The organism is Pseudochelatococcus lubricantis, assembly GCF_042432495.1.
In the GTDB taxonomy this organism is placed as follows: domain Bacteria; phylum Pseudomonadota; class Alphaproteobacteria; order Rhizobiales; family Beijerinckiaceae; genus Pseudochelatococcus; species Pseudochelatococcus lubricantis.
Map to the genome: position 1 here is coordinate 251,602 of NZ_JBHLXC010000002.1, position 25,562 is coordinate 277,163.

The 25,562-nt window shown below is 62.7% G+C and carries 29 protein-coding genes and 1 pseudogene; 8 read left to right on the plus strand and 22 right to left on the minus strand.

The genetic code is table 11. The annotated features are described in order from the left end of the window. Positions 1 to 5 precede the first annotated feature (5 nt). The 5 genes from ACFFJ7_RS04085 to ACFFJ7_RS04105 all read right to left on the minus strand — a co-directional run bounded on the left by ACFFJ7_RS04085 (position 6) and on the right by ACFFJ7_RS04105 (position 1,936). Positions 6 to 287, minus strand: coding sequence for a helix-turn-helix transcriptional regulator (locus tag ACFFJ7_RS04085; RefSeq protein WP_377590824.1), 282 nt, complete (start codon positions 285 to 287; stop codon positions 6 to 8). A 140-nt stretch (positions 288 to 427) separates the two neighbouring features. Further along, positions 428 to 931, minus strand: a complete 504-nt coding sequence (locus ACFFJ7_RS04090) for a DUF2285 domain-containing protein (RefSeq protein WP_377590825.1) — start codon at positions 929 to 931, stop codon at positions 428 to 430. 64 nt (positions 932 to 995) lie between these two features. After that, entirely contained in the window at positions 996 to 1,199 is a 204-nt protein-coding gene (locus tag ACFFJ7_RS04095) for a transcriptional regulator domain-containing protein (RefSeq protein WP_377590826.1), read from the minus strand. 107 nt (positions 1,200 to 1,306) lie between these two features. After that, positions 1,307 to 1,513, minus strand: coding sequence for a hypothetical protein (locus ACFFJ7_RS04100; protein ID WP_433456154.1), 207 nt, complete (start codon positions 1,511 to 1,513; stop codon positions 1,307 to 1,309). 174 nt (positions 1,514 to 1,687) lie between these two features. Next, positions 1,688 to 1,936, minus strand: a complete 249-nt coding sequence (locus ACFFJ7_RS04105; RefSeq protein WP_377590828.1) for a helix-turn-helix domain-containing protein — start codon at positions 1,934 to 1,936, stop codon at positions 1,688 to 1,690. Positions 1,937 to 2,090: 154 nt separating this feature from the next. Here ACFFJ7_RS04105 and ACFFJ7_RS04110 point away from each other — a divergent pair, with 154 nt between their 5' ends. Continuing rightward, positions 2,091 to 2,309 (plus strand): helix-turn-helix domain-containing protein, encoded by a 219-nt coding sequence (locus ACFFJ7_RS04110; protein WP_377590829.1) that lies wholly within the window; start codon positions 2,091 to 2,093, stop codon positions 2,307 to 2,309. A 276-nt stretch (positions 2,310 to 2,585) separates the two neighbouring features. Here ACFFJ7_RS04110 and ACFFJ7_RS04115 read toward each other — a convergent pair whose 3' ends face one another. Continuing rightward, entirely contained in the window at positions 2,586 to 2,840 is a 255-nt protein-coding gene (locus ACFFJ7_RS04115) for a hypothetical protein (protein ID WP_377590830.1), read from the minus strand. A gap of 136 nt (positions 2,841 to 2,976) precedes the next feature. Further along, positions 2,977 to 3,737 (minus strand): IS5 family transposase gene (locus ACFFJ7_RS04120; RefSeq protein WP_377590831.1). Its coding sequence is split into 2 segments (ribosomal slippage): positions 2,977 to 3,398 and positions 3,398 to 3,737, totalling 762 coding nucleotides; the frame shifts between segments, so codons are not numbered across the junction. A gap of 102 nt (positions 3,738 to 3,839) precedes the next feature. Between ACFFJ7_RS04120 and ACFFJ7_RS04125 the strand changes: the two genes are divergently transcribed. The 6 genes from ACFFJ7_RS04125 to tnpC all read left to right on the plus strand — a co-directional run bounded on the left by ACFFJ7_RS04125 (position 3,840) and on the right by tnpC (position 10,019). Continuing rightward, entirely contained in the window at positions 3,840 to 4,751 is a 912-nt protein-coding gene (locus ACFFJ7_RS04125) for an IS110 family RNA-guided transposase (RefSeq protein ID WP_377590832.1), read from the plus strand. 693 nt (positions 4,752 to 5,444) lie between these two features. Beyond that, complete coding sequence (locus tag ACFFJ7_RS04130) at positions 5,445 to 6,770, plus strand: SMODS domain-containing nucleotidyltransferase (protein WP_377590833.1); 1,326 nt, start codon at positions 5,445 to 5,447, stop codon at positions 6,768 to 6,770. Continuing rightward, a complete protein-coding gene (locus tag ACFFJ7_RS04135) occupies positions 6,760 to 7,341 on the plus strand; it encodes an SLATT domain-containing protein (protein ID WP_377590834.1) in 582 nt (193 codons plus the stop codon). The genes ACFFJ7_RS04130 and ACFFJ7_RS04135 overlap by 11 nt, the downstream gene beginning before the upstream one ends. A 379-nt stretch (positions 7,342 to 7,720) precedes the next feature. Further along, a complete protein-coding gene (gene tnpA, locus ACFFJ7_RS04140) occupies positions 7,721 to 8,116 on the plus strand; it encodes an IS66-like element accessory protein TnpA (RefSeq protein ID WP_377590835.1) in 396 nt (131 codons plus the stop codon). Next, a complete protein-coding gene (tnpB, locus tag ACFFJ7_RS04145; protein WP_377590836.1) occupies positions 8,113 to 8,460 on the plus strand; it encodes an IS66 family insertion sequence element accessory protein TnpB in 348 nt (115 codons plus the stop codon). Before tnpA ends, tnpB begins: the two co-directional genes overlap by 4 nt. 59 nt (positions 8,461 to 8,519) lie before the next feature. Further along, entirely contained in the window at positions 8,520 to 10,019 is a 1,500-nt protein-coding gene (gene tnpC, locus ACFFJ7_RS04150) for an IS66 family transposase (RefSeq protein WP_377590837.1), read from the plus strand. A 323-nt stretch (positions 10,020 to 10,342) separates the two neighbouring features. Here the strand turns inward: tnpC and ACFFJ7_RS04155 are convergent, their stop codons facing one another. The 5 genes from ACFFJ7_RS04155 to ACFFJ7_RS04175 form a co-directional block, all read right to left on the minus strand. Beyond that, on the minus strand, positions 10,343 to 10,723 hold the full coding sequence (locus tag ACFFJ7_RS04155) for a hypothetical protein (RefSeq protein WP_377590838.1): 381 nt from the start codon (positions 10,721 to 10,723) through the stop codon (positions 10,343 to 10,345). Between the two features lie 434 nt (positions 10,724 to 11,157). Next, positions 11,158 to 11,313 (minus strand): hypothetical protein, encoded by a 156-nt coding sequence (locus ACFFJ7_RS04160; protein ID WP_377590839.1) that lies wholly within the window; start codon positions 11,311 to 11,313, stop codon positions 11,158 to 11,160. Positions 11,314 to 11,662: 349 nt separating this feature from the next. Then, a complete protein-coding gene (locus ACFFJ7_RS04165) occupies positions 11,663 to 12,064 on the minus strand; it encodes a single-stranded DNA-binding protein (protein ID WP_377590840.1) in 402 nt (133 codons plus the stop codon). A 696-nt stretch (positions 12,065 to 12,760) separates the two neighbouring features. Next, positions 12,761 to 13,177 carry a hypothetical protein gene (locus ACFFJ7_RS04170; protein ID WP_377590841.1) on the minus strand — a complete coding sequence of 139 codons (417 nt, stop codon included), beginning with the start codon at positions 13,175 to 13,177 and terminating at the stop codon, positions 12,761 to 12,763. A gap of 122 nt (positions 13,178 to 13,299) precedes the next feature. After that, the gene (locus tag ACFFJ7_RS04175) at positions 13,300 to 14,223 is read right to left on the minus strand and encodes an AraC family transcriptional regulator (protein ID WP_377590842.1); all 924 of its coding nucleotides are present in this window, start codon (positions 14,221 to 14,223) and stop codon (positions 13,300 to 13,302) included. 98 nt (positions 14,224 to 14,321) lie between these two features. Between ACFFJ7_RS04175 and ACFFJ7_RS04180 the strand changes: the two genes are divergently transcribed. Beyond that, positions 14,322 to 15,059 carry an SDR family oxidoreductase gene (locus tag ACFFJ7_RS04180; RefSeq protein ID WP_377590843.1) on the plus strand — a complete coding sequence of 246 codons (738 nt, stop codon included), beginning with the start codon at positions 14,322 to 14,324 and terminating at the stop codon, positions 15,057 to 15,059. 121 nt (positions 15,060 to 15,180) lie between these two features. Here ACFFJ7_RS04180 and ACFFJ7_RS04185 read toward each other — a convergent pair whose 3' ends face one another. From ACFFJ7_RS04185 to ACFFJ7_RS04230, 10 genes and pseudogenes are all read right to left on the minus strand, one after another. Then, positions 15,181 to 16,119 (minus strand): DUF2493 domain-containing protein, encoded by a 939-nt coding sequence (locus ACFFJ7_RS04185; protein ID WP_377590844.1) that lies wholly within the window; start codon positions 16,117 to 16,119, stop codon positions 15,181 to 15,183. A 338-nt stretch (positions 16,120 to 16,457) separates the two neighbouring features. Next, positions 16,458 to 17,495 (minus strand): DUF7146 domain-containing protein, encoded by a 1,038-nt coding sequence (locus tag ACFFJ7_RS04190; protein ID WP_377590845.1) that lies wholly within the window; start codon positions 17,493 to 17,495, stop codon positions 16,458 to 16,460. Beyond that, a complete protein-coding gene (locus tag ACFFJ7_RS04195; RefSeq protein WP_377590846.1) occupies positions 17,495 to 21,841 on the minus strand; it encodes a strawberry notch-like NTP hydrolase domain-containing protein in 4,347 nt (1,448 codons plus the stop codon). Before ACFFJ7_RS04195 ends, ACFFJ7_RS04190 begins: the two co-directional genes overlap by 1 nt. 152 nt (positions 21,842 to 21,993) lie before the next feature. Beyond that, positions 21,994 to 22,638, minus strand: a pseudogene (locus ACFFJ7_RS04200) (DUF8835 domain-containing pootine). Continuing rightward, a complete protein-coding gene (locus tag ACFFJ7_RS04205; RefSeq protein ID WP_377590847.1) occupies positions 22,631 to 23,047 on the minus strand; it encodes a hypothetical protein in 417 nt (138 codons plus the stop codon). The pseudogene ACFFJ7_RS04200 and the gene ACFFJ7_RS04205 overlap by 8 nt, the downstream one beginning before the upstream one ends. 360 nt (positions 23,048 to 23,407) lie before the next feature. After that, positions 23,408 to 23,572 carry a hypothetical protein gene (locus ACFFJ7_RS04210; RefSeq protein WP_377590848.1) on the minus strand — a complete coding sequence of 55 codons (165 nt, stop codon included), beginning with the start codon at positions 23,570 to 23,572 and terminating at the stop codon, positions 23,408 to 23,410. A gap of 418 nt (positions 23,573 to 23,990) precedes the next feature. After that, complete coding sequence (locus ACFFJ7_RS04215; RefSeq protein WP_377590849.1) at positions 23,991 to 24,287, minus strand: hypothetical protein; 297 nt, start codon at positions 24,285 to 24,287, stop codon at positions 23,991 to 23,993. After that, the gene (locus ACFFJ7_RS04220; protein WP_377590850.1) at positions 24,284 to 24,553 is read right to left on the minus strand and encodes a DUF6117 family protein; all 270 of its coding nucleotides are present in this window, start codon (positions 24,551 to 24,553) and stop codon (positions 24,284 to 24,286) included. Before ACFFJ7_RS04220 ends, ACFFJ7_RS04215 begins: the two co-directional genes overlap by 4 nt. Before the next feature lie 70 nt (positions 24,554 to 24,623). Continuing rightward, entirely contained in the window at positions 24,624 to 24,944 is a 321-nt protein-coding gene (locus ACFFJ7_RS04225) for a hypothetical protein (protein ID WP_377590851.1), read from the minus strand. 72 nt (positions 24,945 to 25,016) lie between these two features. Continuing rightward, on the minus strand, positions 25,017 to 25,493 hold the full coding sequence (locus tag ACFFJ7_RS04230; protein ID WP_377590852.1) for a UCP036055 family protein: 477 nt from the start codon (positions 25,491 to 25,493) through the stop codon (positions 25,017 to 25,019). Positions 25,494 to 25,562 lie beyond the last annotated feature (69 nt).

Consider the following 25,562-nt stretch of genomic DNA (forward strand, 5'->3'; position numbering starts at 1 on the left):
CGCGATCAGCGTGCGTAGCGGCCGGGCTGCGGGACGGCGGGGAGCACCTGGCGCTTCGCCGGCAGCACCTGCCCACGCGGATCGGAGGTCGAGGTGACGGAGCCGCGCGCAGCCCAGGCTTCGAGATCGTCGATCGCATAGACGACGCGACCGCCGAGCTTGCGATAGGCGGGGCCGGTTCCGTAGGTGCGATGCTTCTCAAGAGTGCGGGCGGACAAGCTGAGAAACTCGGCGGCTTCCTTGGTGCGCAGGAAACGCGGCGGCAAAACGACGGGTTCGTGGGGCATGGATCGGGCCTCCGTGGCGTTGGGGACGGCCGCTGCGGATCAGCGGCTGACAGCGACCACGGTGGCGGAGGAGAGCTGGCGAGTTGCAGGGCGAAGTTGGGAGGTATTGAAATCGCCCACCATGCGGGGATAGGAGCGCGCTAGGATTGGCGGCGATGATGAAGGAGTTTTCGATATCCGCCCGTGATCATCTTGCGGGCGTCACGAAGGAGCGTCTTGACGCGATGGCGAGCAAACGAAGCCTGCCATTCGTCGCGGTTGAGATGATCGACGTCGAAGAGAACCTGCGCAATTTCCTGTTGCGTCGCGCCAGCGCGGTCTCCGTCGAACGCGCGAAGCATTCTGCGTTGACGGATGCGCTGTTGGTGTGTGAGGCGCGTATCTGGCGGAACAGCGCGGCCATGCAGAGCCGAGAGGAGGCGATGAACTGCCTCGATCCGGTCGAAGCCCTCAATGCCGAGAGGAACGGCGGCTACAGCGCCTTTCTGGACAGCGCAATCGACAACCTGGAGGTGCTGCCCATTGCCCAAAGGGTAGCGGAACGCAGCGTCATCTGCACCGTCAGCCGGTGGGACGGGTCGCCAGGGTTCGATGGAACCATCTGCGATGCTGTCGCTAAGTGCCGAAGGGGCTTCGGTCAGCACGACAACGCTGGTGTCCTCCAGCGGGAGCCAAAAGACGGGAGCATCGGGAGGTGGTGTAAGGGGGTCAACGGCGAAATCGCAATCGCCACCGCCACTTCATTCGCTCGGTCAACGTTTCGCGATCACTACTTTCGGAAATCGACGCCTCGAAGTCTGCGTCGTATTCGTCGTTGCGGCGGAGCCATTCCCAGGCGAGATCGGATGGCGTTAGTTCATCCAGATGGTCGTAGTGTGCCGATGTACGCCAGGTCGATGCATCAGGTGTCATCGCGATTCTCCCGAATCTCGGTTTAAGAACTTGGGAGGGGTCACGATTCCCCTTCGGGTTGAATTTGGGAAGTCAGTTGGAGAGCATCAGGTGATGCCTTCAACGCATCACGATGATGTCTTCCGCTGGCTTTCGCGAACCAGTTCTCTGTAGCCGTACTCCGTCATCCAGTGAGCGCGAGCAAGATGGGCCTCGTAGATGGCGTGGCAGCGTTTCGGATCGTGATCAGGATCCAGGCCAAATAGGATGCTGACGGCTTCGTACCAGTCGGCGCCATCGCGCTCGGCATCGAGTAGCCGCATATAGAGTTTCATGTGCTCTCGATCGTAAGACGTAATCGTCTCGCTGGACGGGGGTTTGTGCAAAAATGTCTGGATTGCTTGCCCCATTTTGTTCCACCCATATTCGTGCGCACTTTGCCATTAACGATCTCCGCAGGAGATAAGCTCTTTTTGTGACAAGGATTGGTAGCTCGTCATAAAGAACAGCTACTGCGAGGCATCGGTCCTATCGTGTAGTAGCAAGTCCCCTTCACCCTTTTCTGTCGACAGGAGAACGATCCCCGCCGTTTCGAGAGATCGGCGCACCTGATCGCGTGTCGACTCGTACACTTCGAACCCGTTCTCGGATTCGAGGCGCTTGAGTGCGGTCAGTGATACTCGGGCCTTGTCAGCGAGCGTCTCCTGTGTCCAACCCAGCAACGCGCGTGCGGCCCGTGATTGTCGAGCGATGATCATACATGATCACCGTCCGCATGGACCTACGCGCATTCCCAAACTGCGGCCTCTCTATCCAGACCATGCCGCTTGCACGACCCCAATCTCCATCTGCAGCTCAATTACATACTATAGTTGATAAACTTAAAGTATGTAAACGGCAATCTTCCTATGCATGGATATGCGCAAACTGGTCGGCCGGAACTTCGCCCGCCTGCGTCGGGAGAGGGGCCTGACTCAGGAAGAGGTCGAGGCGCGTTCCGGCTTCAGTCAACAATATCTCAGCAGCCTTGAACGCGGTCGGAGGAATCCGACCGTGATCACGCTCTATGAACTGGCCCAAGCTCTCGGCGTCAGTCACGTCGAGCTGGTTACGCCCGACGATCAAAGTTGAGCGCCCCTCTCGCGAGGATCACGCTACTCTTCGTAGTAGGCAGGAGGCCACCATAAGATGGGGCCAGAGGAGCCAACGAAACAATCTATTATGCGGCATCGCTTTGGCGGGGCCTGGGTAGTTAAGTCGTATTTGCGAACTCGTCAGTTCCCGTCCCCTTGCGGAGAGTTGCATCGATAGGGTCTTATCCGGCTGAAGCTCAAGCCGAAGGAGCTTCTGCTTCCGGCTTCTCGCTCTAATCGAATTCCATGCGGTCGATATAGATGCGACGCAAGATCACCACGATTCTGCGCGCCAGTGCGATGATCGCCTTGCTGAGGTGGTGTTGCGGATAAGGCAGCGGATTTTGTTCGCGATATCTTGGAGCTTGTTCCGCAAACATTGCTGTGCTGTGGGCATAGTCCGAAGGCGCTGGCTGGTCCGCGTTTTGATACGAACCGGCTTGAACAGGCTGACACGCATCATCTGAGCGATCCCGCATGCATCATGACCATCAGTTTTGTTGAGCTGTGCCGAAAGCGCGGCCTTCATGTGACGGGTCTCGATGCAGACGACCGCCCACAGATATGCTGAGACAGCATTCCGGCCTCCAAGCTTATGGGCGGATCGGAAACGGGAGTGATAGAATGTATTGCGTGATATGATCTAGGTCGTTGTGACGATTTAACTATCTGATCCATATGGCGATTGCGGCGAGTTTGACGAAGCCCATGAAGTTTGCGAGCAATTTGTCGTAGCGTGTGGCGACCCGCCTGAATTGTTTCAGCTTGCTGAAGAAGCGTTCGATACAGTTGCGCTCTTTGTAGAGATCCACGTCGTAGGGGCGTTGAACCTTGCGGTTGCGCTTGGGCGGGATGACGACTTCCGCACCGCTGTCGGTTATCTTGTCTGCAAGATGATCGGCGTCGTAGCCTTTGTCCGCAATGGTAGCATCGGCTTCTATGCCGTCGATCAGATCGTGGGCGAAGGCAATGTCATTGCGTTGGCCGGGCGAAGCGATCAGGCGGACAGGCAAGCCAAGGGCCTCGGCGGCAGCGTGGATTTTGGTGCTCAGGACCCCGCGAGACCGACCCAGGCCTTGGGCATCCGCCCCCCTTTGACCTTGCGGGTTCCGGCCGCGTGTTGATGGGCGCGGACGATGGCGCTGTCGATCATCAGCCATTCCAGATCGGCTTCGCGGGCCAGCGCAGCCAGCATGTTGTCCAGCACACCCATTTCGATCCAGCGATAGTAGCGACGCTTCACCGAACGGTAGTCGCCAAGCCGCTCAGGCAGGTCGCGCCAGCGGCCGCCAGAGCGCGCCATCCATAACAGTGCGTCGAGGAACTTGCGGTTATCGGTGCGTGGTCCGCGCTTGCCCTTCATGCCGCCGGGCACAAAGCTCCTGATCCGTTCCCACTGATCATCCCGAAGAGCATCACAGTCCATCGCCGATCTCCAAAAAAACAGCCTTGATGATGTGGACGCCCCTGCACTGCCAGCAGCGGTTATGCTGCTCAACCGGCCGAAGCAGGAAAAGGAGCATTTACGATGACGATTGCAGCGATTGGACTGGATCTGGCCAAGAACGTGTTTCAGGCACACGGTGTCGACGAGAACGGCGCCACGATTTTGGTGAAGCGGCTGCACAGGAAGCAGATGCTGCCGTTCTTCTCAAAGCTGCAGCCCTGCCTGATTGGCGTGGAGGCTTGTGGAACGGCGCATCACTGGGCGCGAACGCTCGTCGCGATGGGGCATGAAGTCCGCCTGATTCCCCCGTCCTACGTGAAGGCCTATGTGAAGCGCGGTAAAAGCGATGCACTCGATGCCGAAGCGATCTGCGAGGCCGTGCAACGTCCGACGATGCGGTTCGTGCCGGTCAAAACGATCAAGCAACAGGGCATCCTCATGACACATCGCGCCCGGTCCCTGTTCGTACGTCAGCGCACCATGCTCGCCAATGCCCTGCCATCCTATGCGCGCACCGCCCGGGAGACATTCATCCGCCAAATCATGGCGATCAGCAGCGAGATTACGGTCCTCGACCAGCAGCTCAGTTCCTGGCATGCCGAGAGCGAGGCCAGCCGCAGGCTTGCCGCGATCCCCGGCCTCGGCGTGATCACCGCCACCGTCACCAATCCCGATCAGTTCCGCTCGGGAAGACAGTTCGCCGCATGGCTGGGCCTGACCCCGCAAGAGCATTCCACCGGTGGCAAAACGAAGCTGGGTGGTATCTCCAAGCAGGGAGATCGATATCTGCGCCGCCTGCTCGTCGTCGGCGCCACCGCTGTCATCCGCCACGTCAAGGATAAGCCAACACCCATGGCTGACTGGATCAGGAAGCTCATGGAGAAAAAACCCTTCCGGCTCGTCTCCGTGGCACTGGCGAACAAGTTGGCTCGGATCGCATGGGCCGTGTTGACGCGAAAGGAAGCTTATCGACCTCACCCACTGGCAGCCTGACAGAATACAGATCACCCGAATTGGTAACGGCAGTCAATGATGAGTAACGATCGAGCCAATGGTGAGACCAGCCCGTCTGATTCAACGCGCCTCACAAGCGCGCCAAATTGATCAGGGACCTCACCGACGGATTTCCATCAGGGCCAGCGGCCATCACAATGCCGCACAAACAGGCCGGACATATGAAAGCAACCGATCAAATTCATCAGACAAAAACCCTTGCCATAGGGGGCGTCCACATATGAATCTGATTTGTAGCACTTTGGGAATCCCAAAAATTAAATCGTCACCACGACCTAATTGTCGTATAGCTTTCGTTCGTGACAGACGAGGCTGCCGCGCTCAACCTCAGAGGTTGATGCTGCGGGACAGGACATAAATACCAATATAGCGCCTCTAAGATATGCCGAATCCATCTAGAATCAGGAACGCTAACTCCTCATAACCAATATCAGTATTATTTTTTAATTATGATTTATTTAATCATTATTCAGCGAATTAAGAAAGACAGATGTCGCCTACAGGTGTTCCTGACCGCCCATATTTGTGTCTGCGGTGTCCTGTACGAAATTTCCGTGTGATAATCGCCTTGTGAAGTTTGACGGTCATGCCCAGATGAGCACAGAATAGGAACCTGCGCTTGTCGAGCTCGCATGCTAGGGCGCATCATCCCTTCAGCCGATTGGGGGCACAGTGGGCATCGCAGACGACTTCAAAACCTTTCTCGACAACATCAAAATCGATAACGCAGCAACTATCTCACTTCGCTATGGTGAGATCACCGCCGCTCTTAATAAGCGATTCCGAGAGACCGAATCGAAAACTGCCAACAGCCTCCAAGTAGGGTCTTACGGTCGCTGGACGGCAATAAAAGGTATCTCCGACTTGGACATGATTTACATCGTCCCTGCCGCGGAATGGGATAATTACAAGAACGGCGGCCATTACGCACTTCTTCGTGATACCAAAGATGCGATCAAATCGCGTTATCCGTCGACTACCGTAAAGGTCGACAGACTAGTCGTGCAGGTTCTCTACAAGGACTTCCACGTTGAGGTGATGCCCGCTTTTCGGCAATCAGATGGAAGCTATAAATATCCGGATACCGCGAATGGCGGATCATGGAAGATAACCAAGCCGCAGGATGAGCTTGATGAGATGCAAGCGGCAAATGATCGAAAAAACAGAAATCTACGCCGCTTGTGCAAAATGACACGCGCTTGGAAAAACAAGCATGGCGTAGCGATGAGCGGGCTCCTGATAGATACGCTCGCCTACAATTTTCTGGAATCCACCGACGAGTACGACAAAAGGAGCTATCTGTACTACGATTACATGTGTCGTGATTTTTTTAAGTTCTTATCTGAGCAGCCAAAACAGTCTGAATACGCCGCCCTTGGCAGCAGGCAGCGTGTGCGTGTCAAAAAGAGATTCGAGAGGAAAGCCAAAAAGGCATACGAACTCTGCCTGAAAGCTATCGAGGCGAGCGGGCAAGCCAATGAACGCCAGAAATGGCGTAACGTGTTTGGGAATGGCTATCCTGCCCCAGTATCCAAATCGGCATCCGAAGCCGCGTTTGCCAAAGCTGCATTTCGCAATACGGAAGAATATATTGAGGACCGCTTTCCAGTGGATGTGCGGTATGATGTGCGAATCGATTGCGAGGTGATCCAGAATGGCTTCCGTCCTACGCTCTTGCTCGACCTTCTCGAACGCCACGGCATTCTTCTACGCAAGAAAAGTCTCCGCTTTTTCATAGCAGATAGCTCCGATCTCCCCCCCGAAGTCGAAATCTATTGGAAGGTACTGAATCGTGGCGAGGAGGCCGAGCGTCGCGACATGATACGTGGCCAGATTGTCCGGGACTCCGGCTCTTGGGAGCAGTACGAAAGCACTGATTTTCGTGGCAATCATCGTGTAGAATCCTATGCAGTTTTGAATGGGGTGGTTGTCGCCCGGGATGTCATTCGGGTTCCCATCAGCGCACAGAGCGCCGAGGTAGACGATTATGCAGCCTGATTATGACATCACCCTTGAGGATCAGATCCGCGAATGTTTTGGTAGGGTCGTCTACACCCACAAGACGCATGAGCGGATGGCCGATAACTGCGCCAAGCAACTCAACAGCTATAAGATCCTGCAAATTGTCCTCACAGCACTCACGAGTACGAGTGCCGTTGGCGCGGTGGTAACGGACAAAGCGTGGGTTGAAGTCGCAACGGCTCTAGTGTCGTTCCTCACGCTATTTGTAACGACATATTTGAAGAATTTCGACTTGGGTTCTACAGCGCAGAAGCACCGTGAGGCGGCCGCGAAACTGTGGAACGTCCGCGAATGTTATCTTTCGCTTCTTACAGATTTACCGACGCTCGATCGGCAGGCTGCTGTCGAACGTCGCGATGAGTTGCAGACAATGCTTGCTGCGCTCTATCAGGCTGCGCCACAAACAAATGGCAAGGCCTATATCGAAGCTCAGAAGCGACTGCAGAAAATGGAAGATTTAACATTCAGCGCCGACGAGATCGACTGTTTCCTTCCACTATCGCTGAAGCGTTCAGGCGGTCGATCGAAGACGATAGCGCGGCAGTAAAATAAATTATTAAAAGGAGTTAGAACGTCTATCATGTTCAATTGAGGCACAAACGACCGAGTATCTCGTCTATTTTAGCCGTTCTTTGCTGCGGGTGAAGGAGTTGGCCGCAAAGACGGGTTTCAAGCCTTTTTGGTTGGAACTGATTCGGACGTGCAAGCGGATAGGCCCGCTTGCAGCCCCTCCTGGCGTGATCAGGCGGACGATCGGGGCAGAAGCTCCACCGGCTTCAAGAGAATTGGTCGATTTCCTAAATGATGGTGTCGTCGTCCCTGTCGTCTCCGTCATAGTCGGCAGCGGGCATTGCGCTTCCTGTTGGATCAGGAGGGCCGTAAGCGTCCGGTCTGCCCGCACTGCCGCGTTCTGAGAGTGCGGGATAGTGTCCACCATCGATAGTGGACACTATGGTGATGGCGTGGCGCGTCGGACGAAGCGGCTTTGGACGGACGAGGAGAAGCGGTCGATCTGTTTCCAGACGACTGCGCCCGGCGTTTCGGTGGCCCAGGTGGCGCGGCGCTACGCGGTGAATGCCAATCTGATCTTCAAGTGGCTGCGCGATGCCCGTTATGCACCTGACCCGGCTTCGGTTCCGGCCCCTTCAGAAGAAGCGCACTTTCTGCCGGTGGAGATCGTCGGGGAGGCGCCGCCGCCGGTGACCACGCCTATTGCCGAGAACCGGATCGAAATCGAACTTGCAGGCGGTCACCGGATGCGGATCAGCGGCGGCTATGATCCGGAAGCCTTGGCACGGCTGATCCGGGGGCTGACGGCGTGATCCCGGTCCCGGCCAACACGCGGGTCTGGCTGGCGGCCGGAGTGACGGACATGCGCAAGGGCTTTGCGGCGCTCGCGGCGCAAGCCGAGGCGGTGCTGAAGCAGGACCCGTTCGCCGGGCATCTCTTCGTGTTCCGTGGTCGCCGGGGCGACCTCGTGAAGGTGATCTGGTGGGACGGCCAGGGGGCCTGCATGTTCATGAAGCGGCTGGAGAGGGGCCGGTTCGTCTGGCCCTCGGCCAAGGAGGGCAAGGTCGCGCTGACGCCTGCACAGTTATCCATGCTGCTTGAGGGGATCGACTGGCGGACCCCGGAACGGACCTGGCGCCCGCTGGCAGCGGGATAATCCGACCGCTCGGCAACCACGGGATTCCCACAAGGAATCCCGTGGGATAGACTTCTCTCATGTTCGAGCAAACCCTGACCTTACCGGAAGATCCCGAGGAGTTGCGCAGCTTCACCGCGCGGCTTCTGGCCGAGGTGAAGGCGCAGGCGATCCTGATCGAGAAGCTCCGACACCAGTTGGCCGGGCACCGCGCACATCGGTTCGGGGCCTCGTCCGAGACTGCCGGGCAACTGCAACTGGCCCTTGAGACCAGCGAGATCGCCGCCGCCGTAATGACGGCACGGATGAAGCTGCCGGACATCGAAGAGAAGGGCAAACCCAAGCGCCGCCCGATCCCGGACCACATTCCCCGGATGGAAGTGGAACTGACGCCCGGTGTTGATGCCTGCGCTGAGTGTGGCGGGCACCTGCGCCGGATCGGGGAAGACGTCACGGAAGAGCTGGAATATGTCCCCGGGCGCTTCATCGTGAACCGCATCGTCCGTCCCCGACTGACCTGCTCCTGCTGTGAGCGTTTCGTCCAGGCGCCGTTGCCCTCGCGCCCGATCGAACGCGGCCGTCCCGGCCCCGGCCTGCTCGCCCATGTGCTAGTCAGCAAGTATGCCGACCATCTGCCGCTTTACCGCCAGAGCCAGATCTTCGATCGCGAAGGGCTCGATCTCGACCGCTCTACCCTGGCCGACTGGGTCGGCAAGTCCACCGCTCTGCTGGAACCGCTGGCCGAAGCCATCGGCCGACATGTCCTGTCCGCCGAGGCGATCTTCGCCGATGATACTCCGGTGCGGATGCTGGTGCCCGGCGCAGGCAAGACCCAAACGGCGCGGCTCTGGACCTATGCCCGCGATGAGCGACCCTGGGGCAGCGATGCTCCGCCTGCCGCATGGTATCGCTTCTCCAGTGACCGGAAAGGCCAGCATCCGAAGGACCATCTCGCCCGCTTCCGCGGCTGGATGCATGCCGACGGTTATGCCGGGTTCGAGGATCTCTATCGTTCCGGCGCCATCTGCGAGGTCGCCTGCATGGCCCATGCCCGACGCAAGTTCGTCGATATCCACCGGTCGCAAGGCTCCCCCATTGCCGAAGAGGCCATCGGACGGATCGCCCAGCTATATGCCGTCGAAAAGGAAGCTCGAGGGTCGCCACCTGATCGTCGCGCAGAGTTGCGAAAGGCCCATGCCGCCCCTGTCTTCGATGATCTCGAGGCCTGGCTGGCCATGCAACTCACCACGATCTCGGGAAAATCTCCGCTCGCCGCGGCCATCCGCTACGCGCTGTCGCGGATGGAACGCCTGCGCCCCTACCTCGACCACGGCATCCTGGAGTTGGACAACAACACCGCCGAACGCGGCATGCGCGCCATCGCCCTCGGGCGGAAGAACTACCTCTTCGTCGGCTCGGAGGCGGGCGGAAAGGCCGCCGCCATCGCCTACACCCTGATCGAGACAGCCAAGCTCAACGCCCTCGATCCCCAAACCTGGCTCGCAGATACCATCGCCCGCATCCCCGACTACAAAATCACAAAGGTCGATGACCTGATGCCGTGGCGTTGGAACGGATAGCGGTCAGACCGGACGTTTACGGAGGGCCGGAGTGGGCGGCGCGTGCGGATCGGGTATGGCCTTCGGCATCATCCCGGTGAGATAAGACCAATCAGGCTGGGCCGGGAGGGGGGATAGGGGTTTGGGGAAAGAGGTGGAGGGAACCGTCCCTCTTTCCCCATGGGAGGGAGTTTGAGGGAGGGGCTTGCCCTTCCCTCATGGGGTGAGCGGCGAGAGGAGGCTTGCCCCTCTTTCGTCAGCGAAGGCGGCCGGTCGATCCGGCCGGCGTCGCTTCCAACCGAGGCAAAGACCAGAGGCGGCGGATGCCGCCTCTGGTCTGGGTCTCAGTCGGTGTCTGGACCCGTGGCCTCCGGATCGAAGTCGTCGTCCCAGTAGAGGAATTCATCGTCCCGGTGGAGCGCGTGCGTCACAGCCGGGATGCGATGCCCTGCGATTTCGACGCGACGTTGCGCAACGAGGATGCTCACGGCCGTCTCGCTCGCCTCGATGGCCCGGATCGCGTCCTCCATATCGTCATGGGGTCCGAGGTTTTCGATCGGGATGACGTCGCCATCCTCGTCGTAGCCGCCGTGAAGATACATCGGCGCGCGCTTCAGCCTCTGGGCTGCCAGCTCGGCTTCGCGGATGCGGCGGAAGCCTTCCTTCCGCTGCCGCCGGTATTCGGCGCTGTCACCGTCGATGTAAGTGATCTTGTGCTTTGTCATGAGATCTCTCCTTTCGTTCTCTGACGGAAGGAGGCCGCACCGGCGCATCGAGGGGTCAAGGACGGCGTAAGCCGCCGCTTGCGGCGAGCGGAGGCACCGATTTTCCGGCGCCGTCCTTCGGGACGGCGGCTGAAAATTGGAGGGGGCCGCGATGTCCTTGACGCCGGAGAGGCGGTGCTATGATGGGAAGTCAGAGAGAGAAGAGCCCGCGGCGTCGACGAGGCGCCGCGCCCGTATGCGCCGGGGTGGTTTGGAGGGGGTGATTCACCCCCTCCATGGGTGGGGGTTCAAGGGGGCGGGGTGTCCCTGCCCCTTTGGGGGAGAGCTTGAGAGGGGGGCTTTCCCCCTTCTCATGAGGAGATCCGGCCGGTCGATCCGGCTGGAGATCCTGTCGATGCTGTCCGCAGCCACCGTCGCCGACAAAAAGAAGGAGCTTACGCTCCCTCCTCCTCGCACCGCCTGCGCTCAGCTTCGGCGAGCAGCTCTTCGAGGCGCCGCAGCGATTCCCTGCGCTCCTTGCGGGTAAGGATGCAGTGCCCGAGTTCGGCACGCAGCTCGGCGATTTCGGTGTAGATGTCGACCCGTGTCATGTGAACCTCCTTTGTCTCGATGACGGAGGCGGGCAACCAGTTGTTGGAGGGACGGGTCAAGGATCGCGCAGCGACCGGCGGAGCCGGCGTGTGGGGGAGCCGAAATGCGTCAGCATTTTGGGGGAACCGCACGTCCTTGACGCGGCCCGACTGCTGGTATGATGGGCCGTCATTGGGAGAAAGCCGGTTTGGCACCACGCTGCAACGGGGCTCACGAGGATACCGGGCCGGTTGATCCGGCCAGATATCCTGTGTTCCGGGATGTAGGCGTGGGGACGGCGCCGCAATCCGCCATGAACAACGGAAAACCCGGCCCGGCGGCTTGCGCCGCCGGACCTTCGCGCCCCACTCAGAACGGGATGTCATCGTCGAGATCACGCTGATCCTCCGCGTTCTCGGTCTGCTTTGCACGGCTCAGGAAATCTACCGTCTCGGCGATGATCTCCGTGCTGTAGCGATCGACGCCCTCGCGATCGGTCCACTTCGTGTAGTGGATGCGGCCGCGAACCAGGAGCTTCATCCCCTTCTCGCAATATTGCTGGATCGTCTTGCCGAGGCCGTTGAAGGCGGTGACGCGGTGCCATTCTGTGTCCTGGACCCGGTAGCCGTTCTCGTCCCGGACAGCCCTGCCTTCCGAGTAGCGGGGGCGCGAGGTGGCCAGGGTGAAGTGGGTGATGCTGGTGCCGCCCTGGGTGGTGCGGGTTTCGGGGGTCTGACCGATATTGCCGGCAAGAATGACGATGTTCTGCATTGTAAGTCTCCGTTGCTCCTCGGAGGGACCATCCCTCCGACGAGACCCGGCAAAGGCCGTCGGGAGACGACAGCAACTGCCGCCTTCACGGCAGCTCGCCCCCAAGGCCCGGAGTGGCGCGGGCCGGCGCTTGCGCCAACACGGTCCGGAGCCGCGGGGGTTGCGGTCGGAAACCGAACGGTCTTAGGGGATCAGTCAGTCGGAGGGATTGGCGCCTTTGAGAGCATGAACCGGGGACGTACAGCGGAACCTTCGTCCTTGCCGGCGACGGCGTGCTGACAGGCTCATGGAACCGCCGCCCCATGCCGGGCGCCGCATGAGAACCCTCGCCACCGGCCGCCTCGCGTTCCCGCTCGGATGAGCAAGGTCGGCTGGGAAGGGAAGATGACAGTTATCGGGCTCAGAGCGAATGGCTCCGCATCCGCCTCGATGGGCGAAGGTGCGAACCGACGAATTGCGTGAACGGGGAAAGATGAAGGAACTGCGCGGCCTGAGTCCCGCAACTGACGCGGCGGCTGAGCTTGAGCAACGGTGGGATATTCGCTTGATGACTGACTGCCCCCCAGGGCGCAGCAGACCGAAAACGATGATGGTGAGTTTACAGCGGACACGACCGCTTCCCCTTGTGCGGGATGCCGGAGGCCCGGCGGCGCAAGCCGCCGGATTGCCTCATGGGAGCGGACCTGTGCCGCAGCGTCAGCGTGACAAGACGGCGGTTCCGAGCGCGTTGAGGTTCACCATCGCGGCGACGCCGATGATGAAACCGCCCATGCCTCCGAGCAGGTTGAGCAGGATCGCCGAGTCCGTGGCATTTTTGGTGACGCCATGGACGAGCGCATATCCGGCGATGGCGGCGGGAATGGCGAAGACGGCCAGCGCGACAAGCCGCAGGACCGGATTCCGGGCGAAGCCGAGAACCGCGATGACCAGCGCGACCGAGAGAAGCGCCGCGCCGATGGCGGCAAGACCGGACATCAGGAATCCGGCGTCGGCGGCATAGACATGCTGGAACGCCGTCAGCCCGACCATGAACGGCAGGGCGTAGATGGCGAAGTTATATGCAATCACGCAAAGCGCGATCGTCAACGAGATGGCGAGAAGGATAAGCGTCACGGGAGCCTCCACAGGTCGGTGATTTCTGGATCACGACAGGCTGCCTCGGAATACGCTCCGCCTGCGACTGTGCTGCTTCGCCGGTTCTTCTTGGACAAGATGGTACGGAAAGGGGGATATCGTCAAGCAACCGCTGGCCCGTCGCATGTCACTTCGAGCCTCATGAAGCGGCCGGGCGGCAGGCCGACATGGCGGCTGAAGGCGGTGCTGAACGTGCTGGCAGAGCCGTAGCCGATCCGTCTGGCCACCTCGTCGAGCGCCATCTTGCCGCCGCGCAGCAGATTCTTCGCCACGGCCATGCGCCAGGCCAGCAGATACTCCATGGGCCTGACCCCGACCGTGCGAACGAAGCGGTCAAAGAAGGCGGAACGGGACATGCCCGCCGCGCGGGCGAGATCCGGGATCGTCCACGGCCGCTCGACAGCGCCGTGCATCGCGCGCAGGGCCCCAGCGATGCGCGGATCGTCCAGGCCGCGCAGAAGGCCCGGCTGCGCCGCCGCCGCCGGCGTTGTCCGCAGCGCCTCGATCAGCAGGATTTCGACAAGGCGTTCGAGGATGAGATCGCGGCCGACGTCATCGCGCGCCGCCTCCTCGCCGACGAGGCGGACGAGTTGCGTGAGGCGCGGGATGCCGCGGATGTGGATCATGCGCGGCAGGAGCGACACGAGCAGCCCGGCGTCGGGTGAGCCGAAGGCGAACCAGCCGCCGAACTGCCGGACATCGGGTGGCCCGTCCGGTCGGCCGTAGCGGACTTCCCGGTCGGGCGGCGGGGCGGTGTTCGGGTCGATGCGTTGGAGCGGCGCGGGGTCGAAACCGGACATGGTGAAGGCCGGCGTGGCGGGCAGAAGGATGAAGTCGCCGGCCTCGAGCACGACCGGCGCCTCGCCCTCGACGGCGAGACGGCATCGCCCCTCGGTCACGGCGCAAAAGCCGGGCTGGCCGAATTCGGCATAGCGCACGGCCCAGCGGCCGGCGCCGCTGATCCCTTTCGAGAACACGGCGCGGGGGCGAAGGAGCTGGATCACCTCGGTGAGCGGATCGGCCATATCGGACTAACGCAAATTAATATCGGACTTAAGATTGATGATAGTCCTATCTATGGCGGCTACACAGGTCTCGTCAACACGAAACACAGGAGACCGCCATGAATACCGTCCTCATCACCGGGACCTCGTCGGGCTACGGGCTGGAGATCGCCCGCCATTTCCACGCTCAGGGCTGGGCCGTCATCGCCACCATGCGCACCCCGCGCGAGGGGCTCTTGCCCGACGGCGTGCGCATCTTGCCGCTGGACGTGACCGATCAGGTCAGCATCGCCGCAGCGGTTGAGGCCGCCGGCCCCATCGACGTGCTGGTGAACAATGCCGGGATCGGCGTGGTCGGGGCCTTTGAGGCGACGCCGATGGCGCATGTGCGCAAGGTGTTCGAGACCAACACTTTCGGCACCATGGCGATGGTGCAGACGGTGATCCCGCAGATGCGGGCGCGCCGGTCGGGCGTGATCGTCAACGTCACATCCAGCGTGACGCTGGCGCCGATGCCGCTGGCCGCGGCCTATACCGCCAGCAAGCAGGCGATCGAGGGCTTCACCGGCTCGCTGGCGCATGAGTTGGGCGCTTTCGATGTGCGCGTGAAGCTGGTGGAGCCTGGCTATGCCCCAACGACGCGCTTCGCCGCGAACACCGACATTCCTGTCGCGGACCTGATCCCCGAGGCTTATGCGGCGTTCGCCCAGCCGATCTTTGCCGGCTTCGCCCATCCGCCGCAGACGACGAAGGAAAGCGATGTGGCAGAGGCGGTCTGGCGGGCTGCGACCGATGGATCGGACAGGCTGCGCTACCCGGCGGGGGCCGATGCGGTGGCTCTGGCGAAGGCCATTTGACCGAACCGGCGCCGATCATCGGCCAGTCACCATGATCGGCGCGCGGGAAAGATCCGGTCTGCTGCGCTGTCCGCACATAACGCATCATATGTTTTGAGATGTGATGCGGAAGGGAGGCGCTCTACGCGCCGCCCTTGTCGAACTTCATGACCGGGATGCCGAGCTTGCGGGCCTTGTCCGAGAGGTTCTCCTGAATCCCGGTGCCGGGGAAGACCATGACGCCGATGGGGAGGGTGTCGAGCATGGCGTCGTTGCGCTTGAAGGGCGCGGCCTTGGCGTGTTTCGTCCAGTCGGGCTTGAAGGCGACTTGGCGCACACCGCGGTGATCGGCCCAGCGGGAGGCGATCAGCTCCGCCCCTTTTGGCGAGCCGCCATGCAGCAGCACCATGTCGGGGTGCTTGGCATGGACCAGATCGAGCTTCGCCCAGACCAGGCGATGGTCGTTGAAGTCCGTACCGCCCGTGACGGCGACCCTGGGGCCAGCGGGCAGCAGCACCTCGGTCTCCGCCCGGCGTTTCGCGGCAAGGAAGTCGCGGCTGTCGATCATCGCCGAGGTCAGGTTGCGATGGTTGACCATCGAGCCGCTGCGTGGCCGCCAGGGCTTGTGGGTGTGGTGCTCGAAAGCGTCCGCTGCGAGGTCGCGGAAGAGTTCCATGCTGTTGCGCCGCTCGATCAGGGTCTGCCCCTCCGCCGTGAGGCGTTCGAGTTCGACGCTCTTAACCTCGCTGCCGTCCTGTTCGCGCTGGAGGCGGCGCTGCGCCTGCTCGTTGTCGTCCAGGTCGCGTTCCACCCGGTCGGCGGCGCGGTGGAAGAGGTTGACAGCCCCCCAGAGCAGATCGTCGAGGTCAGGTTCGAGGCGGGTGTCGCCGAGCGTCGAGACGAGGGCGTCGAAGATGTCTGCGACAGCGGCGGCGACGTCATTGCCCTCCGGCAGCGGCCGTGGATCGGGTTCATCCTGAAACGGGCGGTAGCCGTAGAGCTGGAGTTCGGTGAGGACATGATCGGTGGGGGATGAGCTGTGGGCCGGCTCGAAACCTGCGGTATCGTCTTCGTTCATCATCGGGAGCATCCTTCTGTCCACGAGACCGCGCCCATCGCGGCCTTCGCAGGCGTCGAAGCCCACAGGCGGGACTGCCTGGCAGCCCTCGCGCCTCCGCGAGGGCCTTGATGGCCAAGCCGGCTATTTTGCTTCGCGATGCAAAGGCGGGGCTCGTCCCCGCCGGCGGAAAATAGCCGAAAGCGCCGCGCCATTGCCCGGCCGGCCCGTTTGTGGGCCGATCGCCCTCTCAGAAGGCCGTGGGCGCCGGCCTCTCCGACAGGAAGGATCGTCTCCCCCGAAGGATGACCGGAGACGGCAGGAGCAGACGCCAGGACCACGTCATGCCCCTGCTGATCGCCTCACCCCTCCATGAATCGGCTGACGTCTTCAGGGTGAAGCTGGTCTTTCAAGGCCGCCCGCAGGGCGTCGGCGCCACGCCAGCGCAGATCCTCGTTGAAGTCCTCACGCACCGGCGACACCGAAACCGGCTCGATCCCGAGGCTCGTCGCTCTGGCGATCAGGCTGTCTCTGGCGCCGTCCCCGGCCGGGTCGCGATCCCGAAGGACATAGAGCCTGCGCAGCGTCGCCGGGAACAGGATGGCAGCGAGGTGAGCGGCCGAAAGCGCCGCCAGCATCGGCATGTGGGGCAGAACCTGACGGGGCGACAGCACGGTTTCGATTCCCTCTCCGGCGGCGAGCACCTCACCCGCAACCCCGAAGCGGACAGCGCACCCGAGAAGGTCGCCCATCGCCCGCCGCGGTGTCTCGACAGGCGCCTTGCCGGAACCGTCCGGGGCGAGCCAGGTGCGGTGCGCGCCGGTCTGTCGTCCGGCAAGGTCGGTGACGGCGGCGACCATCGCCGGCCTGATCTCGGTGGGCGAAGAATCGTCGGGCCGATAATAGCACCGGGGATGGTAGCGCAGCGCGGCGGTGCCTTCGAGCGACATGATCGACCGCCCGCGCAGGTAGAGCGCCGCAAGCGTGCCGGGGATCGGCTGCGACATGGCGAAGAGACGCCGAGACGCTTCTGGCGAACCGGGTGCCGTGCCCGGCATCCTCCCCATCGGCGTCATGGTCTTTTCTGATTCGGGATACGGGATCGAAAGGAAACGGCGCGCTTCCTCGGCCACGTCCTTGAAGTCGACAAGGCCAAGCGCCTCGCGGATCACATCGAGCAGATCGCCATATTCGGCCGTGGCGCTGTCGGTCCATTTGCCTGCCGGGCCTTTGGCGCTGTCCTTCAGGCGGACATAGAGGGAGCGGCCGGGGGTGTTCCGCACATCCCCGACCAGCCAGTAGTTCCCGGCGCGCTTGCCGGAGGAGAGATATTCGCGGCACACCGCCTCGGCCTCCCGGCCGAGACGGTGTGCCAGATCCGTGGCGAAGCGAGGCGCCATTACGCGGCCTCCCGCTCGCCGATGCGCTCGACCGGCCAGCGGTCGAATATCCGGGCGAGAACGGCCGGGCCACTGGCATCGGTGGGCACGAACATCCTGAGCTTCCACGAAATGATCTCGTGGAAGAGGCCATAGGCGATCAGCCGCTCGCGCATCGTGTCGGTGAAGCCGGACAATTCGATGCGCAGCGCGCCCATGACCCGGACCCGGCGAAGCTGGAGGCCCTCGGCGAGATCGAGGATGGTCCGCCCGTCCATCAGCGCCGTGAAAGCATCCTCCGGCGTAAGCGAGGTGGTGCCGGTCACGGTCGCATGGGCGACCCAGGCGGGCGACACCCGGCGGCCGATGATCCGCTCGCCCGCATCGGTCTGGAGCCGATTGACACGGGTGCTGTCGTTTGGCAGCCGCTTCCAGATCGGCAGCAGGAGGCCCGTGACCATATGCAGGGTGGCGTCGGAGAACTCCGGCACTTCCGCCACCTCGGCAGTCCAGGCCGAAGCGAAGGCATCCCGGTCGGCCTCGACCCAATGGGTCTCGGGCATGGCCTTGACCGGGATATTCTGCGCCTCCATCGGCCGGATCAGCCGGACGCGGCGCTCGATCTCGCCATCATCCAGCATGACGCTGGTGGTGGGTATCTGCACGGCGGCGCGGCCCGACCGCCCGTTGACCAGCAGCACGGCCCGCGGATCGTCCAGATAAGAGAACGCCTCGGCCAGCGCGACCGGATGGTTGCGCTTGCGCTCGGTGATGGTCAGCAGCCGGGTTTCGGCGCCGGTGCGCGGATGAGCGTAGATCGTCTGCCGGTCGGTGACGACGAAGCTCTCGGCCGTCAGCGTCTCCAGCCCGACGTCATAGGTGCCGGATGCGATGGCGCCCTCGATCTTCGCGGTCAGGAGCTGCTCGAAGGCGGTGAACAGGATGCCCTGAAGCTCGATGGTGAGCGCCAGCATTCGGTTCAGAAAGGTCGTGATGCCGGGGAGATCGTCCTTGATCCCGTTCGAGTCCATCAGCTTCAACCCAGTCGCCGCCTCGAAACGGTCGAGGCTGCAACCCTCGACCTTGCCGCGCACCAGCAGCAGGTAAAGCTGGCGCAGGGCATCGCGGGCGTAGTGGCTCTCCAGATTGTCCTCGGGCCGGAACAGGCCCTGGCCGCCGGTCTGGCGCTGGCCACGCGTGATAGCGCCCAGCGTGTCGAGACGGCGGGCGATGGTCGAGAGAAACCGCTTCTCGGCCTTCACATTGGTCGAGATCGGCCGGAACAGCGGCGGTTGCGCCTGATTGGTGCGGTGAGTGCGGCCAAGGCCCTGGATGGCCGTGTCCGCTTTCCACCCGGCTTCGAGTAGGTAATGGACGCGCAGCCGGGTGTTTCGTGCCGACAGTTCGGCGTGATAGCTGCGCCCGGTGCCGCCGGCGTCCGAGAACACCAGTGCGCGCTTGCTATCGTCCATGAACGCCTGCGTCTCGGCCAGGTTGGCCGATCCGGCACGGTTTTCGACGACAAGCCGATCCAGGGTAACGCCATTGCCGGGCTTGCGGATGATGCGGCGCGACCGGCCCGTCACCTCCGCCACGGTATCCGTCCCGAAATGCTGGATCACCTGATCGAGCGCGCCGGGGACCGGCGGCAGGCTGGCGAGATGGGCGATCAACTCGTCGCGCCGGGCGACCGCTTCGCGACTTTCGACCGGCTGGCCGTCTCGGGTGACGGGCCGCGACGACATATTGCCCTCGCTGTCGGTGAACGGTTCGTAGAGCTGCACCGGGAAGCTGTGAGCGAGGTAGTCCAGGACATACTCGCGCGGCGTGATGTCCACCCGGACGTCGTTCCATTCCTCGGTGGGTAGCTCCGCCAGCCGCCGTTCCATCAGCGCCTCGCCGGTCGAGACGATCTGGATGACGGAGGAATGGCCCGCTTCCAGATCGGCGGTGATCGACCGGATCAGCGTCGGGGTCTTCATGCTGGTCAGAAGATGGCCAAAGAACCGCTGCTTGGCCGATTCAAAGGCGCTGCGGGCGGCGGATTTGGCCTGCCGGTTGAGAGTGCCCGTGCTGCCGGTGATGTTCGCGGCCTCCATCGCCGCATCCAGGTTGTTGTGGATGATGGCGAAGGCCCCGGCGTAGGCGTCGTAGATCCGGGTCTGCTCGGGGGTCAGCTCATGCTCGACCAGCTCGTATTCGACGCCGGCGAAGGACAGCGATCGCGCGGTATAGAGGCCAAGCGCCCGAAGATCTCGGGCCAGGACTTCCATCGCGGCGACGCCGCCGCCCTCGATGGCCTCGACGAACTCGGCCCGCGTGGCGAAGGGGAAATCTTCGCCGCCCCAGAGGCCGAGCCGCTGGGCATACGCGAGGTTGTGGACCGTGGTGGCGCCGGTCGCCGAGACATAGACGATGCGGGCATCCGGCAGGGCGTGCTGGAGGCGGAGCCCGGCACGGCCCTGCTGCGAAGCGGCGACATCGCCGCGTTCCCCCTTGCCGCCAGCGGCGTTCTGCATCGAATGCGCCTCGTCGAAAATGATCACCCCATCGAAGTCGGAACCCAACCATTCGACGATCTGCTTGACCCTGGAAACCCTTTCCCCACGGTCGTCGGAGCGTAGCGTGGCATAGGTGGTGAATAGGATGCCTTCCGGCAGCGTGACCGGCTTGCCCTGCGGGAAACGCGACAGCGGCGTGACCAGCAACCGCTCCATGCCGAGGGCGGACCAATCCCGCTGCGCGTCTTCCAGCAGCTTGTCCGACTTCGAGATCCACACCGCCTTGCGGCGGCCCTGCATCCAGTTGTCCAGAATGATGGCGGCGGATTCCCGGCCCTTGCCGACGCCGGTGCCGTCGCCGATGAAGAAGCCCTGCCGGAAGCGGACCGCGGCCTTGGCGTCCTCCGGCGCGGCGCTGACAACATCGCAGGTGTCGTCCACCGTCCAGGCCCCGGCGAGATGATCCGAATGGGCCTGCCCGGCATAGATGACGGTCTCAAGTTGTGCGTCGGACAGCAGGCTGAGGATGGTTTTCGGCAGATGCGGCCGGTAGCTGGGCTTCGGCGGCGCGACGCTCGCCATCGCCGCCGACTGAACGAGCTGGGTCGGATGCGCCTGTGCGCCGGGGATACGGATGACCTGAAGCCCGTATTCCTCGTAGATGGCGTCGGAGATATTGCCGCTTTCGGCCGGTTGCCAGTCGACGGCCTCGTAGTCGAGCGGTACGGCTTCCGGCTCGGCCAGCGGCGCGGGTCGTGCGGATTTCGCGGAGCGGTTGACATAGCCGCGCGCGGTGCGGGGCGCGGGCGCAGCCGGGACGACAGCCGCAGCGGCGGGCATCTCGACCGGCAGACGAGCCGGAAGCCCGGCAAGCCAGGACATCAGCGTGGCGGCGTCCGGCGCGACGCCGGGAGCGGCTGGAAAGACCGCCGGATCTTCGGCGGGCAGCTTGTCGATGACGGTCAGCCGCGTCGGGATGGTCGTGCCATGCTTGGCATAGACCGAACCGTCGATGGCGGCGGAAAAGATGACGCGGCCGCGCTCCTGTAATCGGGTGAAGGCGGCCCGCCAAGTGGCATTGTCGGGGGCGAAGCTGGCACCGGTGATCGTCACCAGCCGCCCGCCGGGCGCGAGACGCGCCAGCGCCGAGGCGACATGGCGGAAGGCGGCATCGGCCACGCGGCCCTCGACATTGGCCAGCGCCGAGAACGGTGGGTTCATCAGTACCACGGATGGGATCAGGTACGGATCGAGATGATCGTCGATCTGCGCCGCGTCGAAGCGAGTGACGGAAAGGGCCGGAAAGAGGGAGGAAAGAAGAGCGGCCCGCGTTTCGGCCAGTTCGTTCAGAATCAGCGCGCTGCCGGCGATCTCGGCCAGGATGGCGAGCAGCCCGGTCCCGGCCGAGGGTTCAAGCACCCGGTCGGCGGGCTTGATGGCGGCGGCGGTGGCGGCGATCAGGCCGAGGGGGATCGGCGTCGAGAACTGCTGAAAGGTCTGGGCTTCCTTCGACCGGCGCGTATGCGTCGGCAGAAGCCCGGCGATCTTCGCCAGCAGCGGCAGGCAATCGGCCGCAGACCCGGCTTTACGGAAAATCGTCTTTCCGTATTTGCGCAGGAACAGGACGGTCGCCGCCTCGCAGGCGTCATAGGCGGTTTTCCAGTCCCAGACGCCGGCGGAATCGGAAGCGCCGAAGGCCGCTTCCATCGCGCCGCGCAGCGTGGCGGCGTCGATACGCTGACCGCGTTCGAGATGCGGCAGCAGCAACCCCGCCGCCGCGAAGATGGACGCAGCGGTATCGATGTCGGAGGTGAGCGGAAGCGACGCGGCGGACTGCGCCGTCGCGGATGCGGAAATCATGTTCATGGGGAAGACCTCGGGAGAGCGGGACAGGATCGAGCCGCGCGGCGCTCTCTCTCGACCGCACCAGCTCAAACCCGTCCCGGCCTCCCTCTGCCTCTCAAGAGGCGGGCGTGACTGGCATGACAAAAGCGCCCCCGCAGGGGCACTGGTCTGGATCAGCCGAAGCGGCGACCGGCCTCGGTGAAGGTGTACTCGTTGGCCGCGATGGTCTCGTCCACCACCTCGTCCGAGGAGAGGTAGTCGTATTCCCGCTCAAGCTGCCGGTAGAGCCAGCGGGCGAGATCGCGCAGCGCTTCCGTCACGACTTCCTCGGCATCTTCCGTCATGTCCTGCCAGGTCGGGCTATCGCGCTCGACCGAGATCGCCATGCAGTATTCATGATAATAGTGCCCGCGATGGCTGGCCTCGGCGCGAAGCTGTTAGAAATTGCGGCGCTGGGTGGCCTGAAGGGCATCGGCGATGCCGTGCAGGGTCGTATCCTGTGGCGCATATTCCCTGATCCGGCGCGTGGCTTCCTTCCGGTAGGAATAGAAGGTCTCGAAACAGGCGCCGTCGCCCTGGCTCCAGAACCCTCGAAACCAGATGCGGGGTTCCTGGCGGGTGCCGCCGCCCATGAGGCGGACGGCACGGGTCTTGAGGCGCAGTCCGAGGATTTCCGCGATGCACTGGAAATCCTCATAGACTGCATCATACCAGTCGTAGTCGAAGCCACCTTCGCGATACCAGGCACGAGCCTTTTCCTTCGCGGCGTTCGAAAGCTCGTTGATCCGATAGACGGTGGTTTCGATGATCTCAGGCATCGGGATCACATCCATCGAGAACCTGGGCGAGCCAGCCGTCGGTATAGGTCCATGCGACCGTCTCGCCGGTGGCGAGATCGAGGACATGCGCGCCGCCGCCGAAGCCGTCCAGGCGGGGCCGTGAACAGGTGTTGGCGTATTGGAAACCCCATAGTCCGGTCAGACCGAACGCGGCGGCGCAGCGTTTGACGAACTGGATGACATGTTCGGGATCGCCGGTGACGTCATCGCGCATCCAGAGCTGCGTGCCCCCATGTTCGGGCTGGATCGACAGCAGGAAGCCGTCCGAAGGCGGGTCCTCGGCGGCGTTCTCGTCAGACAACGCGTTGTAGAGATCGAGCGCGCGGGCGGCGTTTTCGGGGGTGCCCACATCGAGCAGGCAGGAGAAATGGGTGAAATAGTCGGCCATGTCTGGCTCCTGAAACGAGAAAGCCCGGCGCGAGGCCGGGCCGGATAGACGGGAGATGGGACGGGAGATCAGGCGGCCTGCGGCAGCGCGAGCAACTCGGCCGCGACCTCGCGCCCGAAGGGATTGACCGGCCGGAAGCTGTCATGGCGAGAATGGGTCATCGGGATCACTCCATGACGGGCGCCGGGAGCCTCTCTCTCCGGCAACCAACCCGTCACGGAAATCCGGCCCGTACTCTCACTCTCCATTGTTGGGGCTTGGTCCCCGGCGCGATTTCCGGCGATGGGCGGCCATCGCAGGCCGGAAGGCCCGGCCGCGTCCTGCGCGATCCGGGCTGTTGGGGTGAGGCGCTTTTGCGCCTCAGCCGAAAGGATCGAGTTCCAGCTTCACCATTTCCTCGTCGCCGTCGAACTCGGCGGCGGGCATCGCGCCATGGGTGCCGTCCCCGGCCTGGAACACGACGATCGTAACCATCAGCGTGGTAACGAGGCTGGCGGCGTAGGCGGTGGCATCTGCATAGGACATGGGTTCCGGCTCCTGTCTTTGGAGGCGGGGGACCATCCCCCGCGCGACAGGCGCCCGAAGTGTCTGACCGGATTTGCAATCACCCTCGCGCGTTCGGGCAAGCCCGAATCCGCGAGGGCGGCACGCTCGCGTAAGCCGACCCCTTGCGGGTTGATTGATAAGAAGACGGATTGGACCAAGGTTTGCGAATGGAAGCGGGGGTGGTGTTTCGCATCTGACATGTGCCGGATAGCCGACGCAGATGCTTTCGCCGCGCCAGCCTCATCGCCATGCGGCCATCAGGGTCGTATTCCTTCAGGCCGGGGATGGACCCCCATGCCCCGCGATGTCGGTGGAAGGTGACGGGGTGAAGCTGGAATCTGAGCCGTCGGGGCCGTTGTTGTGACCATGACGGCTTTCGCAGGGTGCTGTCGGGCCTTCAGTCCCAGAGCCCATCAGCGATCTCGCGTGCGATCATGGACCTTGCTTTCATCATCACCCCGTCGCCGGAGGTGTCGATATGGCCATAAAAGCGGGTCCGGGCGCCCTGCGTGGTCCAATCGGCATAGCGGCAATATTCGCAGGCATCGAGCCGAAAGGCGCGCATGTCCTCGGCCCAATGGGGCTTCGGTTCGACGATCACGGTGATGCCTTCGCGTGTTTCCTGCCAGGGAAGAGACCGCTCCGGAGGAGAATTGCGGCGATCATCGGCAAAGATTTCATCGACGGTGATCATGCCGTGCTCCTGCTATCCGAGTTCTCGATGAAGCCCGCCGGATCATTTGGGTCCGGCGGCAGATAGGCGTCGTAGGGATTGCCGTCGGCGAGGTGGCCGAACGGCGTCATGACGATATCGCCGTCGTCTGCGCGTCCGACGGCGCACAGGACATAGCGGGTCTCGCGCGTGGCGGCGTCGAGGCATTCCATGAGGGCGAGATTGCCATCGTCGGCGGCGCGCAGCAGCGTGTGGAAGTTGGTGCGGACGGGATCGGGAATAGCCATGATGTTCTCCTGAAAGAAAAGAAGCCCGGTGCGAGACCGGGCGAAGACGAGGTAAAAGGAAGAAGGCAAGCTAGAGATCGCCGGACGGTATTGGAGCGTCGGCATCGGGAGGGCAGATTTCGACGTCGCACATCACCGTCGAGAAAAATTCGTCGCCGCGCTCGAGCATGCGCTCGAAATATTTCTCGCCGATTTCATCGTCCGGTGGGGGATCGTCATCGTAGGCATTGCTCCACCATTCCTTGGCAATGCCTGTGCGCCAGTCCATTGCTTGGTCTTGGTCGAGAAAAACACGGACATCAGTGCCATGGGGGTGCTCATAGATAGCAACATGAACAGGCCGCAGGCTGTGTTGGTCGCGTGCGGGTTTGGTATTGGACGGCATGGTCATACCCTGGCTCCTGAAATGAAAACGGCCCGCCGTCCTTCGACGGCGAGCCAGGTGAAGCGGAATGAGCTAAGGTCAGGCGGCAGTGCGGCCTTCGACGACATCTGCGCCAACCTCGTCGGCCGTAACCTCTTCCAGGCAGGCACGGCTGTATCTGCCCTTCGCCAGCCAGAGTTCGGCGGCGTCGCGATTTTCGGCGAGGTGAAGCAGCTCGACGTTCTCGCCAATATCCTGCACGACACGGACCTGGCCGATCCTGGGACGCTCGATCACACGGAACGTCAGATCGCTGTCGATGCTGTAGGTCCGCATGATCGTGACGAGGATGATGCCGCCTTCTCCGAAGTCGCCTTCATGCAGCGTGAAATACGGCGGGCTCGTGTAGGTGGGGCGTTCGCGGGCGGGTTCCTTGCGCACGAGCCGGCCGACGCCATTGCGTGATTTCCATGCGGCGAGCTTCTTGGTGAAGCGCGTGGGCGGTTTCGGCTGATTGTCGCTGTAGGACACAAGCGAGCCGAGTGGTGCGATGTCGAAGATGAGGGAAGCGGACATGAAACTGCTCTCCTGAAACGAAAAACGGCCCGGCGGGATGCCGGGCCTTGTGGTGGAAGGGTGAAAAAG